The sequence below is a fragment of the Bradyrhizobium sp. USDA 4474 genome (genome assembly GCF_054057515.1).
In genome coordinates this window covers 3,281,168-3,295,701 of sequence record NZ_JBSRZJ010000002.1, presented here as the reverse complement: position 1 = coordinate 3,295,701, position 14,534 = coordinate 3,281,168, and the positions used below count along the sequence as shown (strand labels likewise).

Genomic DNA, 14,534 nt, shown 5'->3' with positions numbered 1-14,534 from the left:
TTTACGGCGACGACATCTGCGGGAGCGAGCCATGACCATCGCCAGTGTGCGTCGGCCCATCATTCCCCCGACACCGCCGCGCGCGCCGGACAATTTGTCGTTCTTCGGCCGCGTCGCGGTGATCAGGCAGAACATGATCGCGACCTGGGGGCAGCGCGCCTACGAGGAAGAGATCATCCAGGGTCGCTTCTTGCTGCACAAGAGCTTCATCCTGAACCAGCCGGACGCGATCCGGCATGTTCTGATGAGCAATTACGAAAACTATACGCGGACGCCGGCGGGCATCCGCATGCTGCGTCCCGTGCTCGGCCAAGGCCTCCTGCTTGCCGAGGGCCACGGCTGGGCGCATCAGCGCCGCACGCTCGCGCCCGCCTTCACGCCGCGTGCGACCGCCAACCTCGTTCCGCACATGACGGCCGTGCTCGACGAAACGATCGGGAAGCTGGATGCGCGCACGAACGAGCCGGTCGATCTGCGCGAGGTCATGCAGCGCATGACGCTGGAGATCGCCGGCCGCACGATGTTCTCGTTCGGAATGGACCGGCGCGGCCCGACCCTGCGCAATTTCGTGATGGAATATGGCGAGCGGCTCGGGCGCGCCTATTTCCTCGACATGGTACTGCCGGTCTCCTGGCCGACGCCGATGGATCGGGCGCGCGCCCGCTTCCGCACGCGCTGGACCGAGTTCGTCGCGATGCTGATCGCCGAACGGCGCGCGGCGGGCAAGAAGGACGGAGCGCCGCCGCGCGATTTGTTCGATCTGATGGACGAGTCGCGCGATCCTGAAACGGGCAAGGGATTTTCGGACGAGCAACTCGTCGACGAGGTCGCGACCATGATCCTGGCGGGTCATGAAACGACCGCGACCGCCCTGTTCTGGGCGCTCTATCTGCTTGCGCTCGATCCTGACACGCAGGAGGAAGTTGCCTCCGAGACACGCGGCGAGCATCTCGACAGCATGGCTGATATCGACCGGCAGAAATTTACCCGCGCCACGGTCGATGAAACCATGCGGCTCTATCCGCCGGCCTTCCTGATCGCCCGGGCCGCGCGCGGCAAGGACAATGTGGCCGGCGCTGAGGTCAGCAAGGGCGATATCATCATGATCGCGCCCTGGCTGTTGCACCGGCACGAGAAGCTGTGGGATCAGCCGAACGCCTTCATTCCCAAGCGCTTCATGACGAAAGAGCAGCCGGACCGCTTCGCCTATCTGCCGTTCGGTGCGGGCCCGCGCGTCTGCATCGGCGCGCCGTTCGCGCAGGCCGAGTCCGTGCTGGCGCTGGCGCGGTTGATCGGCACGTTCCGCGTCGAGCTGGCGGACGCGACGCCGGTCATTCCCTATGGCGTCGTCACGACCCAGCCGGACCACTCACCCATGTTCCGTATCACGCGTCGGTGACAGGCTCTCGCGGTTGAAATGTTCCACCCCAGATAGAGTTACGCCATGAGCGATATCCAGGCCCAGTTTTCCGTTCTGAAGCAGACCGCCGACGCGAAGGTTGTCGATGCGATCGCGCGTCTCATCGAAGACGGCGACGATCACGAGCTGAACCGGGTCAATGTGCTCGATTTCGCCAGGCAGCATGACGTCGACGAAGAGCGCGCGATCTCCGCCTTCCTGCATTCGGCGCGGCTGGGATTGTTCGATCTCGGCTGGAATGTGCTGTGTCCCGGCTGTGGCGGCGTGCTTGGCGCCCATACGACGTTGAAGGCGCTGAAGCCGGACGATTATCACTGCGCGCTCTGCGCCTGCGGCTACAAGGCTTCCGTCGACGATCAGGTCGAGGTCTCCTTCACCGTGAATCCACGCGTGCGCCGCATTGCCGCGCACGACCCCGACACCCTTCCCGTGTGGGAGTATTTCAAGCAGGTGTTCTGGAGTTCGGGTGTCGACTTCAATAAGGAATCCTTTGCGACACTGGCCAACGAGGTGATGCTCGATACGATGGAGCTGCAAGCCGGCGAGAAGGCGACCATGTCGCTGCAACTGCCGAGCGACTTCATCATCATCTTCGAGCCGGTGACACACGCCGCTCATTTCATCGACGTTCAGGGCGAGCCGACCAAGGACCGTCAGCAACTCGCGATCATGTACAACAAGGTGCAGGCGCCGACGGGGACCACGACGATGCGGCCGGGGCCGCTGCGGCTGTCGCTGGAGAACCAGGCCGGCGTCCGCGTGCTGCCGTCGGTCTTCATTGCGGCCGATGCGCTCCATCACCTGATCGGCCAGCGCAAGCCGTTCCTTACCGCAAAGCGCATGCTGTCGAACCAGACGTTTCGCGATGTGTTCAAGGCAGACAATCTCAGCCTCGACCAGCGGCTGCAGATCACCTCGCTGACCTTCCTGTTCACCGATCTCAAGGGCTCGACGGCGCTCTACGAGCGCGTTGGCGACCTCGCCGCCTTCGATCTCGTGCGGGCGCATTTCCACGCGCTGCTCGAGATCATCTCGTCGGAAAAGGGTGCGGTGGTGAAGACGATCGGCGATGCCGTGATGGCGACCTTTGTGCGTCCCGAGCATGCAATCGTTGCGGGTTTGCGCATGCGCGCCGCGATGGACAAGCTCAACAAGCAGCGCGGCACTGATGATCTCATCGTCAAGATCGGTATCCACGAGGGACCCTGCCTGGCGGTGATGCTCAACGAGCGGCAGGATTATTTCGGCCAGACCGTCAACATCGCGGCGCGCGTGCAGAGCCTATCGACCGCGCAGGAGATCCACATCACCGGTCCGGTGCTGGATGCGCCGGCGGTTGCCGAGATCCTTCATCGGCGTGAGATCAAGCCGATCCAGAAGCAGGCGGCGCTCCGCGGCATCGCCGACAAGATGGTGGTGTACGAGATACCGTGAGGGCCCGTGCGCAACTGCGCACCAGGGCGGGACGAGAGCAGATTGCCGAAACGTAATGCAGCGCGCGGGACTGGCGCTTGTTGCGCCGCTTGAGTTCCTCGCTCATATAGGGCTGGTAGCCGTCGCGCTCCTCGCGGCGCCATCGATTTCGGTAGGATCTCATGCTTGACGGCCTGCGCCAATTCATCGAGGACATTGTTGCTCCCCATGCCCAGGACCGTGCCTTTGGAGACAGCGATTACCGGCTGGCGGCGACCGCGCTTCTGATCCATGTGGTCTCGCTGGACGGCCAGCCGACGCAGGCCGAGCAGCGCAAGCTGCACGGCCTCATCGAAAGCCATTTCAAGCTCGATCGTGGCACGGCCGACCGGCTGATCGCGGACGCGACGGAGGTCGAGGGCGAGGCGGTCGATCTCTATCACTTTACCAGCGTCATCATGCGCTCGCTCGACGAAGAGGGCCGCAAGCGGATCGTCGAGATGATGTGGGAGCTGGTCTATGCCGACGGCCAGGTGACCGAGTTCGAGGACAACGTGGTCTGGCGCGCCTCCGACCTGCTCGGGATTTCCCAGCGTGACCGGATCGATCTCAAGCACGCGGTCGCGAACCGCGCCGGCGGTCAGATCAAGGATAGCGCTCTCGGCGGCTGAGCGATCGGCAACGCGCCGATTGCCGATTGCCGATTGTATCGACGACATGACGAAACTTTAATGTAGCCGTCGAAATCTCCCGGCGCCGGATTCCCCTCTAAATCCGCGGTTTTTCTCACTTTCCCCGTTACTCCGCTCTGGCGGCCATGCTGCCGGCGCCGCTTGCTTGTCGCGCATGGCTTATGCTCCAGTTCCCCCATTACGGGGCCAAAAATCTTCAATTCAAGAGACAGCGATCGTGACTGAGCGGGTAACGTTGATCACCGGCGCTTCGGCGGGCATCGGTACGGAGCTGGCGCGTGTGTTTGCCGCAAACGGGCACCGGCTTGCGCTGACGGCACGACGTGCCGACCGGCTCGAGGCGCTGGCGAACGAACTCGCCTCTACGTGCGGCAAAAAGCCCATCGTGATCGCCTGCGATCTCCAGCAAGCCGATGCCGGCGAACGGATCGCAGCCGCGCTCGCTGCCGAGGACGTCGAACTCGATCATCTCGTCAACAATGCCGGCTTCGGCGTATTCGGCGACGCCGTCGAGCGGGACCGCGACGAGCAGGTCGGCATTGTCGATGTCAACGTGCGTGCACTGACCGATCTGTCGCTGCGCTTTGCCGATCAACTGATCAGGAACAGGGGCGGCCTTCTCAATGTAGGCTCCGTCGCGGGCTTCCTGCCGGGTCCCGGGATGGCCGTGTACTACGCGTCCAAGGCCTATGTGATTTCGCTCACTGAGGCTTTGCGGGCGGAGCTCGCGCCGCGCGGCGTCCGCGTCACCGTGCTTTGCCCGGGTCCGGTGCCGACCGAATTCCAGGCGCGCGCCGGCGTCGGCTCCGGGCATGATACGGCCCTGCTCAATGTGTCGGCAGCCGAGGTTGCACGCGATGCCTATCGTGGCCTGATGGCGAACAAGCGGGCAGTGCTGCCGGGTCTCGGCATCAAGATCGTGCCATTCGCGCTGCGCTTCTTCCCGCGCGGCTTCATCCTCTCGGCCACCAGCAGATTCCAGAGGCAGCGGCACTGAAGATCGCCAAATCCCGGGAATGGCCCGGAGTTTGCTTTGGTCCTGCGGTGTGTGTGCAAACTCACACGATGTTAACCACCGCTTAGCTATGCTGATGGCTTGAACCGCTCGCACTCGCAAAGGCCATGTCGTTCCGGACGAACAGGTTTGGTGGCGCAGATGTGGTGCCCTTCTCCGGAAGAGCGCCGAGCGCGGCCGCCTCCGAACGCCGGCTGCCGGTTCTGATCATCCTGCACCAGGAATCCTCGACACCAGGCCGCGTCGGCAATGCGCTCCGCGCGCTCGGCCATCGCCTCGACATCCGCAGGCCGCGCTTTGGAGACGCCCTGCCCGACACGCTCGACCAGCACGCCGGTGCCGTCGTCTTCGGCGGCCCGATGAGCGCAAATGATCCCGACGAGTACGTCCGCCGCGAGATCGACTGGATCGAAATTCCGCTCCGCGAGCAGCGGCCGTTCATCGGCATCTGCCTGGGCGCGCAGATGCTGGCGATGCAGCTCGGGGCCCGCGTCGCGCCGCATCCGCAGGCGCTGACCCAGATCGGTTACTACCCGATCCGTCCGACGACGGCGGGACACGCGCTCTGCCCGGATTGGCCCGCGCAGGTCTATCACTGGCATCGCGAAGGCTTTGAGCTGCCTGAAGGCGCCGAACTGCTGGCGGAAGGCGATGACTTTCCCAACCAGGCGTTTCGATCAGGCAATGCCTTCGGCGTGCAGTTTCATCCTGATGTGACCTACGCCATGATGCATCGCTGGACCACGCGCGGCTATGACGGGCTCAGCGCGCCCGGCGCGCGCGAACGGCATCATCATTTCGCGGACCGTGCGGTCCATGACGCCGCGGAACGTGCCTGGCTCGATCATTTCATCGACAGCTGGTTGGCGCGCCGGCCGGTGCTGGCGCAAGCCGCCGAGTAACCCGCGCCTTTGCTCAGGTGCCTGCTCCATCCCTGACTGTGCTAGGCTCGCGGCCAACGAGCGCGCGCGAACGCGTGCCGGCAGCAAAGGGAGAGCGTCATGGCCTATGAGCATATTCTCTATGAGGTGAGGGACAAGATCGCGACCATCACGCTCAATCGGCCTGATCGGATGAACGCGTGGACGCCTGTCATGGAACGCGACGTGCGCCATGCCATGGAAGCCTCGAGCGCCGATGACAATGTCCGCGTCATCGTGCTGACAGGCGCAGGTCGCGCCTTTTGCGCCGGCGCCGACATGGACGCGCTGAAAGGGCTTGATCCAAACGACGTCGGGCGCGCCTCCAACCTGCCACCCTTCGACATGAATCGCCGTCCGGACTGGCAGACGCGCTACGGTTTCTATCCGTCGATCGGAAAACCCGTCATCGCAATGCTCAACGGCGCCACTGCCGGCATCGGCCTCGTGCATGCGCTGTATTGCGACCTGCGCTTTGCCGCCGACAACACCGTGTTCACCACAGCCTTTGCACGGCGCGGCCTTATCGCCGAACACGGCATGAGCTGGATGCTGCCGCGCATCGTCGGTCATGCCAATGCGATGGACCTGCTGCTCTCGGCGCGTCGTGTTTCGAGCGACGAGGCGTTGCGGATCGGGCTGGTGAACCGGCTCTGCTCGCCCGACAAGCTGCGCGAGGAGACCTACGCCTACGCCCGCGACCTCGCTGATTTCGTCTCGCCGAGCGCGATGGCCGTGATCAAGCGGCAGCTCTACGAGGTGCCGTTCCAGACGCTGGCGGAGGCGACGATCGAGGCCAACAGGGAGATGATGGTGGCGCTGAACGGCAGCGATTTCCGGGAGGGCGTCGCAAGCTTCATGGAGAAGCGGCCGCCAAGGTTTACGGGGAGGTAGGGGGCAACAGTCCGTCTACGCCCTACGGGCTTCGCCGGACACCATGCTTCACCCTTCGGGCTTCTCGCGGCTGCGCCACGCTTAGCCCGAAGGGCGAAGCGTGGTGGAGCCAGGCGGGATCGAACCGCCGACCTCGTCATTGCGAACGACGCGCTCTCCCAGCTGAGCTATGGCCCCTTTGCTGGCCGCTCTGGTAAACGCGGCCGACAACCGGGCGCCATTTAAGTCCCCGCCAAGGTCAAGTCAAGGACGGGTGTAAGGGGGTTTTACCCACCCGGACACCGACTTCCCTTGTTTGGGCCGGGGGGAACCGGTATCTAGCGGTGATCACCGCCACGACACAGGCCCAGAGAGTGTTTCGCTGATGCGCCCGATAGTCTTCATTCTGATCCAGATCATCAATCTCTACATCTATCTGCTGATCGCATCTGCAATCCTGTCCTGGTTGATCGCGTTCAACGTCGTGAATACCCGCAACCAGTTTGTCGGGGCGATCGCGGAGTTTCTCTATCGGATCACCGAACCGGTCCTCGGACCCATCAGGCGCAGGCTGCCCAGCATGGGCGGGCTCGACATGTCTCCGATCGTCGCCTTCTTCGTGCTGTGGTTGATCCAGCTCTACCTCGCCGAGTACGTCTATCCGAACGTGCCGTAGGCCCGGAACCGTGGCCGAGCCTTGAGCGGACCTTGGCGAGTCTCCTCGGCGGGCATCAGCATCGCGCTGCGGGTGACGCCGCGCGGCGGACGTGACAGCATCGACGGGATCGAGCGGCTGTCCGACGGTCGCAGCGTGCTAAAGGTGCGCGTGCGTGCCATTGCCGATGCCGGCGAGGCCAATCGCGCGGTGCTGGCGCTGCTGGCGAAATCGCTCGGCGTGCCCAAGGCCAGCGTCAGTCTCCTGTCCGGGACGACGTCGCGGCTGAAGCAGGTCGCCGTCGCGGGTGATCCGGCCGGACTTACCGAAGCATTGCGCAAGCTCGCGCCGGTCAAATCGACAGACGAGGGGAACTGACATGACGGCCAGGATCATCGACGGAAAAGTCATCGCGGCGGACCTTCGTGCCCGCGTCGCCGACGAGGTCGCCCGCGTCAAGCGCGAGCACAATCTGGTGCCTGGCCTCGCCGTGGTCCTGGTCGGCCAAGATCCCGCCAGCGAGGTCTATGTCCGCTCCAAGCATACGCAGACCCAGGCGGCCGGCATGGCGTCGTTCGAGCACAAGCTGCCCGCGGATGTCTCGCAGGCCGATCTGCTGGCGCTCGTTGCCAAGCTCAACCGCGATCCTGCGGTGCACGGCATTCTCGTGCAACTGCCGCTGCCCAAGGGGCTGAATACCGAGGCCGTGATCAATGCCATCGATCCTGCCAAGGACGTCGACGGCCTGCATCCGAACAATGCCGGCCGGCTCGCCGGCGGCTTCCAGGCGCTGTCCCCCTGCACGCCGCTGGGCTGCATCATCCTGACCAAGAGCGTGCACCCCTCGCTCGAAGGCATGAACGCCGTCGTCATCGGCCGCTCCAACCTGGTCGGCCGTCCGCTGGTGCAATTGCTGCTGAACGAGAACGCCACGGTGACGATCGCCCATTCGCGCTCGCGCGACCTGCCGGGGATCGTGAGGCAGGCCGACCTCGTCTACGCCGCTGTCGGCAGGCCGGAGATGGTGCGCGGCGACTGGCTGAAGCCGGGCGCGACCGTGATCGACATCGGCATCAACCGCATCCCGAAGGAGGACGGCAAGACCCGTCTCGTCGGCGATGTCGCCTATCAGGAAGCACTCGGCATTGCCGGTGCGGTCACGCCGGTGCCTGGAGGCGTCGGCCAGATGACGGTCGCCTGCCTGCTCGTGAACACGCTGCGCGCGGCGTGTGCGATCGCCGGTCTGCCGAAGCCCGCGGTGTAGCGCCGCGCTGGTGTCCCGGACGCGGCGCGGCACGAAATGAAACGACGCTGAGCCGGCACCCCTGGCCGCGCTGTATTGGGCCCCGGCTCAGCAGCGCAGCGTTTCCGCTGCGCTGCATCAGGGGCATCAACTCACACCTTCTTCTTTTTCTTCTCGCGCTCGATGCCTTCGAGGATCAGCTTCTGCGCTTCCTCGGGGCCACCCCAGCGCGTGATCTTCACCCATTTGCCCTTCTCGAGATCCTTGTAGTGCTCGAAGAAGTGCTGGATCTGCTGCAGCGTGATGTCGGGGAGGTCGGAATACGACTTCACCTTGTCGTAGCGCTGCGTCAGCTTCGACGACGGCACCGCCAGAATCTTCTCGTCGCCGCCCGCTTCGTCTTCCATGAACAGCACGCCGACCGGGCGCACGCTCATGACGGCGCCGGGGATGATGGCGCGGGTGTTGACGATCAGCACGTCGCAGGGATCGCCGTCGTCCGACAGCGTGTGCGGGATGAAGCCGTAATTACCGGGGTAACGCATCGGCGTATAGAGGAAGCGGTCGACCACCAGCGTGCCGGCCTCCTTGTCCATCTCATACTTGATCGGTTCGCCACCCACGGGGACTTCGATGATGACGTTGACGTCCTCAGGAACGTTTTTTCCGATTGAGACCGCATCGATACGCATTGGAAAGGCTCCGTTATTGCCGACGTTAAATCTCGCCCGGCAGCGATTTTCGGCGCTGTCATACGCGGGCTTGGCCCGCTGATCCATCGTGTTTTCATGAAATAATGAATCCGGCGATCATCGGCGCAGAAGGCTGATGGTATCGACGGATGGGCCCCGCTGCCGGTTAAGGTTTCAGCGGCTCAGGAGAAATCTTAGTTGGTCCAGGCGAAGGCGACCTTGTCGAGCGCCTTCGGCCCGAACCGCTCCGAGGAGCGCGCCACCATGCGACCGCCAAGCGCCCGGTAGAACTCGGTCGCCGGATCATTGTCCGAGAGCGCCCACACGACCATGCTCTTCAGATTGCTCTGCATGAGGTCGCGGCGGGCCGCCGTGAACAGGCGGCGGCCGAAACCGAGGCCCTGAAACTCGGGGCGCAGGTAGAGCTCGTAGATCTCGCCGTCGAAGTGCAGGCTGCGGGCGCGGTTGCGGCCGTAATTGGCGTAGCCTGCGATCTTGTCGCCGAACACGAGCACGCTGACGCGGCTGCCCTTGCGGATCGCGCTGTCCCACCACTGTGGACCGCGACGATTGATCAGCTTCTCCAGCTCGGCGCCGGGAATGATGCCCTGATAGGCGGAACGCCAGGCTTCGTCATGGGTGGACGCCACCGCAGCTGCATCGGCAGCTTTCGCCGGCCGGACCTCGATCAGGGTTGTGCTCATGAAGGGGATCAAACCAAGTCGCCGCGCCGGCGGCAAGTCCTATCGTTAATTATCGGTTAACCTGTGGACTTTCTGCATCAGTATTTTGACCATGCTGTACCGAAAAAAGACAAGACGTCTTTTCGAACAGCGCCGGGTCGCCATGTGCCGGTGCAAAACTCCGCGGCCGCAACCAATGAAGCATGATTGCAATGCAGAAATTCCGCCCGGAGTGATTCGTTCGGATTAATCTGGCCCGCGTCATCGGTGTTCGCTCTCGGCAATTCATGCGGTTCTTCAAGTCTCTTACCCCTCTGCTTGTGCTGGCCTTGCTGACGGCGCCGCCTCTGCGCGCTCAGGAGGCGTTTGGCGCATCGGGAGCAGAGGGCGAGCCGCTTCGTCGCCAGGAATGGCGCGTGCCGTCACCGGAAGCCGACATCGCTGCGCGTGCGCTGCTGTTTCGCCCCCTTGGTCGTGGTCCGTTCCGGCTCGCGGTGATCGCTCATGCCTCGACGCAGAACGTGCTGCGTCGTGCGCAAATGCCGCAGCCGGAATACCGCGCGCTCGCAGCGTTTCTCGTCGCGCGCGGCTTTGCCGTGCTGGTGCCGGAGCGCCTCGGCCATGGTGCGACCGGTGGCCGATATGTCGAGGACCAGGGCGGCTGCGACGAGGCGGACTACGCGCGCGCGGGCCGCGCCACCGCAGAGGAAATTTCGCTCGCGCTGGATTATCTGCAAAAGCAGGATTTCATTCGCAAGGACGCCGCTATCGTGCTCGGCCATTCCGCCGGTGGATGGGGTGCACTGGCGCTTGCGAATGCCGATCCGAAAGCGATCTCGGCGATCGCGGTGTTTGCGCCCGGGCGCGGTGGTCACGCCAATGACGAGCCGAACAAGGTCTGCGCGCCGCATACGCTTCTCGCCGCCGCTGCCGAGTTCGGCAAGTCTGCGCGCATTCCCGTCACCTCGCTGGTTGCAGCCAATGACAGCTATTTTGCGCCGGCCTTTTCGAAGGCCCTGGCGGATGCATTTCGCAGCGGCGGCGGCAAGGACGATTTTCATATGCTGCCGGCCGCCGGCAGCGAGGGGCATTGGATGATCGAGACCGAGGCGGGCGTCGAGGCTGCAAGCAGCCAACTGACGCGTGCGCTGAACCTGCCAAGACCTGTGGCGACCAGAACGCCATGACGCTGTATTTCCTGGTCAAATATCTGCACGTGCTCGGCGCCATCGTCATCCTCGGCACCGGGACCGGTATCGCCTTCTTCATGCTGATGGCCCATCGCACTGATAACCCGGACTTCATCGCCCGCACGGCGTCGCTGGTCGTGATTGCGGATGCGATCTTCACGCTGTCGGCGGTGATCCTGCAGCCGGTCACGGGCGGGTTGCTGATGATGCTCTCATCCACGTCGATCGCGGAACGCTGGATCGTCGTCTCGCTCGCGCTTTACGCGATCGCGGGCCTGTTTTGGATTCCCGTCGTCTTCATGCAGATCGAGATGCGCGATCTCGCGCGCAAGGCCGCAGATCAGCGCACCGCGCTGCCCGCGCGCTACTCCGTCCTGTTCCGTCGCTGGTTCGCGTTCGGCTTCCCCGGCTTCGGCGCGACGATGGCGATCCTCTGGCTCATGATCGCAAAACCGTCTTGAAAGATGTCATGAGCTCTCGAACCATCTTGGTGCTCGGCGCCTCGGGTCTGATCGGCCGCTATGTCATTGACGATTTGCGCGAGCGCGGCCTTCGCGTGGTTGGTCTCGCACGCAGCCTGTCACCGGCACAGAGAATGAGCGCGCTCGATATCGAGTTGCCGATCCTGTCGCTCGGCGCGGCCGCCCTGACCGCCTTGCTGAAGGAGCATGCGGTTGATCTCGTCGTGAACTGCCTCGGCGTGCTCCAGGATGGTCCCGGGAGCGACACCAGCGCCGTTCATCGCGATTTTGTCGCACGGCTGCTTCAAGCCATCGCCGAGAGCGGCCGCGCGATCCGGCTGGTGCACATCTCGATTCCCGGAACAGCCGAAACCGATCGCACCGCGTTCGCCACCACCAAGCGCGAGGCCGAGCGGCTGATCGCGGCTTCGGGCTTTGCTCACGCGATCCTGCGGCCCGGCTTCGTCGTGGCACCGTCAGCCTATGGCGGCAGCGCCATGCTGCGCGCGCTCGCCGCCTTCCCGTTCGACTTGCCGGACAAGGAGATGGCGACACCATTCCAGCCTGTCGCGGTCGAGGATATTTCGGCGACCATCGCCTGGCTCGCCGCGCGCGACATCGACGATGCGTCCATGAAAGCGGTCAGCTGGGATCTGATGCAATCCGAGCCGATCACCATGGCCGGCGTCGTCAAGCAGTTTCGCCACGCGTTCGGCACAGCCGGTTGGCCGCGCATCGCGATGCCGGCTCTCATGCTCGATCTCGGTGCCGGGATCGGCGATCTCGCAAACACTCTCGGCTGGATGCCGCCGATGCGCTCTACGGCGATCGCCGAGTTGCGCCGCGGTGTCACCGGTGATCCCTCGGCGTGGATCGCCGCGTCAGGCATCACGCCGAAGACGCTCGCAGAAACGATCGGGCGCCATCCCGCCACCATTCAGGACAAATGGTTCGCGCGGCTGTTCCTGGTCAAGGCATTGATCTTCGCAAGCCTGGTCGCGTTCTGGCTCGTCTCCGGCGTCATCGCGCTGTTCGTGTCCTACCGTGCCGCCACCGGCATCCTGGCTACGCACGGCTTTCCGGCGCCGCTGGTCGATCCCATCACGACAGGTGCCAGCCTGATCGACATGAGCATCGGCGTGCTGATCGCCTTCCGCCGCACCGCTGCAATCGGCCTGATTGCGGGCATCGTCGCCTCACTCGGCTATATGTGCGGCGCGGCGATCCTGACGCCGGATCTCTGGATCGAGCCGCTCGGCGCGCTGGTGAAGACAGGACCGGCGATCGTGCTGATGCTGATGGCGCTTCTGATGCTGGATAATCGATAGCGTTTTCGAGCCAAGTGGATACCGTTTCGCGTGAAGAATACGCGCCAAAAAGAGGATCTGATGCCAAAATGGCCTGATGACGATGTCATCCTGTTCGACGGCGTCTGCATCTTCTGCTCGCGCTGGGTGCGCTTCGTCGCACAGCGCGACACGGCGAAGCAGTTTCGCTTCACGCCGATCCAGTCGGATTATGGGGCGAGGCTCGCGCGCACGTTCGGCATCGACCCCGATGACCCCGACACCAATGCCGTCGTCCATGACGGCGAGGCGTTCATGAAGTCCGATGCAGCGCTGACGGTGCTGTCGCTGCTTCCCGGCTGGGGTTGGGCGCGCGCTCTGTTGGCCGTGCCGAAGCCGCTGCGCGACCCCGTCTACGGCCTCATCGCGCGCAACCGCTATCGCATCTTCGGCAAGTATGATGCGTGCTTCGTGCCGGATGCCGATTTGCGCGCGCGTGTGATCGAGTAGTGGTGCCTCCCTGTTCTTGCGAGGAGCGAAGCGACGAAGCAATCCAGGCTGTTACCGCCTGCCAGTCTGGGATTGCTTCGCTGCGCTCGCAATGACGGAGTAAGTGGTCATGGCTTGCCGACAATCGCCAGCACTTCCTCCGCCGCCCGTTCTCCGCTGTCCCGCGCCCCATGGGCCGTCGTGAAGAAATTCGGCGACGTCGCTTCACCCGCAAAGAACAATCGCCCATCGACCGGCGCAGCCAGCACCGCGCGGTCCCCCGCACGTCCCGGCAGCGCGTGCGAGTAGGACCCTCGCGCAAACGGGTCATGGCCCCAGCGCGACTCATATAGCGGCTTCAGCTTGCTGCGGATCTCGTTGCCGAGGAAGCCTGCGATCTCGTCGATGCTGTGCGCGGCGATGGCGCCTTCGCCTGCATCTTCGAGCTGGCGAGCAAAGCTGCCGCCGAAAAAACCTTCGATGCAGGGTTGGCCGAACGGGCGGATGTGATAGGTGCCCATTCCGGTGCGCATGGTGGCGCCGCGTAGATTGCCTTCTTTCGGGAAGGCCTCGGCGCCGTCGAGCGCGAGTGTCACCTTGTCGTCGAGGCCGAGCGGCAGGCCGGCGGCGGCATCGACCTTGGCGGGAAGGGGTGGTGAGAAGCGGATCGCTTCCTCGGCGATGAGGTTGGTCGGCACGGTGACGATCACCTTGTCGGCGGTGAGCCTGCCCAGGGATGTCTCAAGGCGGACGTGCTTGCCGGAATGGTCGATCAGCGCGACATTGCAGTTCAGCGCGACCGGGCCGGGCGCGCCATAGGCGGCGATCAGCGCGCCATAGCCGCGGCGGACGCGCCAGTTGAGCTCGCTGTCCTCATAGGCGTCCCAGTCGAGCGTCGACATGTCCTCGAGTTCGCAGCCGTTGATGTAGGTCGAGATCGCGTCGATCATCGGATTCCAGCGATTGCCGGGTTCGAGGCTGCGGCTCGCGGGCTCGTCCTTGCCCTTTTGCGCGGACTGCCACAGTCGCTCGTAGAACGCGTCCATCGCGCGCATGAAATCGTCGCGGAGCTCCTGCGGAAACGCATTGCCATAGGCGCGCTCGCGCCAGGGCGGCAGGTCCTTGTTGAGCTCGAAGCCGAGTTTTCGCGCGATCGCGACGAAGGAGTTCCTGTCCGCTGAATGAAGCCAGCCGCAGCCGACGTCGAAGGTGACCTCAGGCGAGGCCTGCACGGTCCAGGCGCGGCCGCCGAGGCGGTTGCGCGCCTCCAGTACGATCACGGACAGCCCGGAGCCTTCCAGCGCATGTGCCGCGCCGAGGCCGGCTGCACCGGCGCCGATGATTGCGACGTCAACGGAGGAAGGCAAGGACATGGGTGGGCTCTAGCACGTTCGCTGAGGCGCCACCACAAAACGAGATGTCATCACCCGCGAAAGCGGGTGATCCAGTATTGCAGAGACGGTTGTGAAGTACAGAGAGGCCGCGGCGTACTGGATTCCCCG

Annotated in this window: 16 protein-coding genes and 1 tRNA gene; 13 read left to right on the top strand and 4 right to left on the bottom strand. The window is 64.2% G+C overall.

Going from position 1 to position 14,534, the window contains the following annotated elements:
• The first annotated feature begins 31 nt into the window (after window positions 1–31).
• The 6 genes from ACVW16_RS17460 to ACVW16_RS17435 all read left to right on the top strand — a co-directional run bounded on the left by ACVW16_RS17460 (window position 32) and on the right by ACVW16_RS17435 (window position 6,354).
• Window positions 32–1,399: a cytochrome P450 gene (locus ACVW16_RS17460; protein WP_456736849.1), complete on the top strand. Its 1,368-nt coding sequence runs from the start codon at window positions 32–34 to the stop codon at window positions 1,397–1,399.
• Between the two features lie 45 nt (window positions 1,400–1,444).
• The gene (locus ACVW16_RS17455) at window positions 1,445–2,854 is read left to right on the top strand and encodes a DUF5939 domain-containing protein (RefSeq protein WP_456700377.1); all 1,410 of its coding nucleotides are present in this window, start codon (window positions 1,445–1,447) and stop codon (window positions 2,852–2,854) included.
• A gap of 161 nt (window positions 2,855–3,015) precedes the next feature.
• Window positions 3,016–3,504, top strand: coding sequence for a tellurite resistance TerB family protein (locus ACVW16_RS17450; protein ID WP_456700376.1), 489 nt, complete (start codon window positions 3,016–3,018; stop codon window positions 3,502–3,504).
• A 238-nt stretch (window positions 3,505–3,742) separates the two neighbouring features.
• Complete coding sequence (locus ACVW16_RS17445) at window positions 3,743–4,522, top strand: SDR family NAD(P)-dependent oxidoreductase (RefSeq protein WP_456736850.1); 780 nt, start codon at window positions 3,743–3,745, stop codon at window positions 4,520–4,522.
• A gap of 125 nt (window positions 4,523–4,647) precedes the next feature.
• Window positions 4,648–5,442, top strand: coding sequence for a glutamine amidotransferase (locus tag ACVW16_RS17440; RefSeq protein WP_456736851.1), 795 nt, complete (start codon window positions 4,648–4,650; stop codon window positions 5,440–5,442).
• Window positions 5,443–5,541: 99 nt separating this feature from the next.
• Window positions 5,542–6,354: an enoyl-CoA hydratase gene (locus tag ACVW16_RS17435; protein WP_456700373.1), complete on the top strand. Its 813-nt coding sequence runs from the start codon at window positions 5,542–5,544 to the stop codon at window positions 6,352–6,354.
• A 101-nt stretch (window positions 6,355–6,455) separates the two neighbouring features.
• Here ACVW16_RS17435 and ACVW16_RS17430 read toward each other — a convergent pair.
• Window positions 6,456–6,531, bottom strand: a tRNA-Ala gene (locus tag ACVW16_RS17430).
• Window positions 6,532–6,718: 187 nt separating this feature from the next.
• On the opposite strand from ACVW16_RS17430, the gene ACVW16_RS17425 reads away from it, so the two are divergent.
• From ACVW16_RS17425 to folD, 3 genes are read left to right on the top strand one after another with little or no spacing between them, the layout of a single operon-like run.
• A complete protein-coding gene (locus ACVW16_RS17425; RefSeq protein ID WP_092232626.1) occupies window positions 6,719–7,009 on the top strand; it encodes a YggT family protein in 291 nt (96 codons plus the stop codon).
• Between the two features lie 21 nt (window positions 7,010–7,030).
• A complete protein-coding gene (locus tag ACVW16_RS17420; RefSeq protein WP_456700372.1) occupies window positions 7,031–7,366 on the top strand; it encodes a DUF167 domain-containing protein in 336 nt (111 codons plus the stop codon).
• 1 nt (window position 7,367) lies between these two features.
• On the top strand, window positions 7,368–8,252 hold the full coding sequence (gene folD, locus ACVW16_RS17415) for a bifunctional methylenetetrahydrofolate dehydrogenase/methenyltetrahydrofolate cyclohydrolase FolD (RefSeq protein WP_456736852.1): 885 nt from the start codon (window positions 7,368–7,370) through the stop codon (window positions 8,250–8,252).
• Between the two features lie 131 nt (window positions 8,253–8,383).
• Here the strand turns inward: folD and ppa are convergent, their stop codons facing one another.
• A complete protein-coding gene (gene ppa / locus ACVW16_RS17410; RefSeq protein WP_456700370.1) occupies window positions 8,384–8,923 on the bottom strand; it encodes an inorganic diphosphatase in 540 nt (179 codons plus the stop codon).
• 194 nt (window positions 8,924–9,117) lie between these two features.
• On the bottom strand, window positions 9,118–9,627 hold the full coding sequence (locus ACVW16_RS17405; RefSeq protein ID WP_456700369.1) for an N-acetyltransferase family protein: 510 nt from the start codon (window positions 9,625–9,627) through the stop codon (window positions 9,118–9,120).
• A 266-nt stretch (window positions 9,628–9,893) separates the two neighbouring features.
• Between ACVW16_RS17405 and ACVW16_RS17400 the strand changes: the two genes are divergently transcribed.
• From ACVW16_RS17400 to ACVW16_RS17385, 4 genes are read left to right on the top strand one after another with little or no spacing between them, the layout of a single operon-like run.
• On the top strand, window positions 9,894–10,793 hold the full coding sequence (locus ACVW16_RS17400; RefSeq protein ID WP_456736853.1) for a dienelactone hydrolase family protein: 900 nt from the start codon (window positions 9,894–9,896) through the stop codon (window positions 10,791–10,793).
• Window positions 10,790–11,257, top strand: a complete 468-nt coding sequence (locus ACVW16_RS17395) for a DUF2269 family protein (protein WP_456700367.1) — start codon at window positions 10,790–10,792, stop codon at window positions 11,255–11,257. The genes ACVW16_RS17400 and ACVW16_RS17395 overlap by 4 nt, the downstream gene beginning before the upstream one ends.
• Before the next feature lie 8 nt (window positions 11,258–11,265).
• Window positions 11,266–12,585: an SDR family oxidoreductase gene (locus tag ACVW16_RS17390; RefSeq protein WP_456736854.1), complete on the top strand. Its 1,320-nt coding sequence runs from the start codon at window positions 11,266–11,268 to the stop codon at window positions 12,583–12,585.
• 60 nt (window positions 12,586–12,645) lie between these two features.
• Window positions 12,646–13,053, top strand: coding sequence for a thiol-disulfide oxidoreductase DCC family protein (locus ACVW16_RS17385; RefSeq protein ID WP_456700365.1), 408 nt, complete (start codon window positions 12,646–12,648; stop codon window positions 13,051–13,053).
• A gap of 107 nt (window positions 13,054–13,160) precedes the next feature.
• Here ACVW16_RS17385 and ACVW16_RS17380 read toward each other — a convergent pair whose 3' ends face one another.
• On the bottom strand, window positions 13,161–14,405 hold the full coding sequence (locus ACVW16_RS17380) for a flavin monoamine oxidase family protein (protein ID WP_456736855.1): 1,245 nt from the start codon (window positions 14,403–14,405) through the stop codon (window positions 13,161–13,163).
• Window positions 14,406–14,534: the final 129 nt, after the last annotated feature.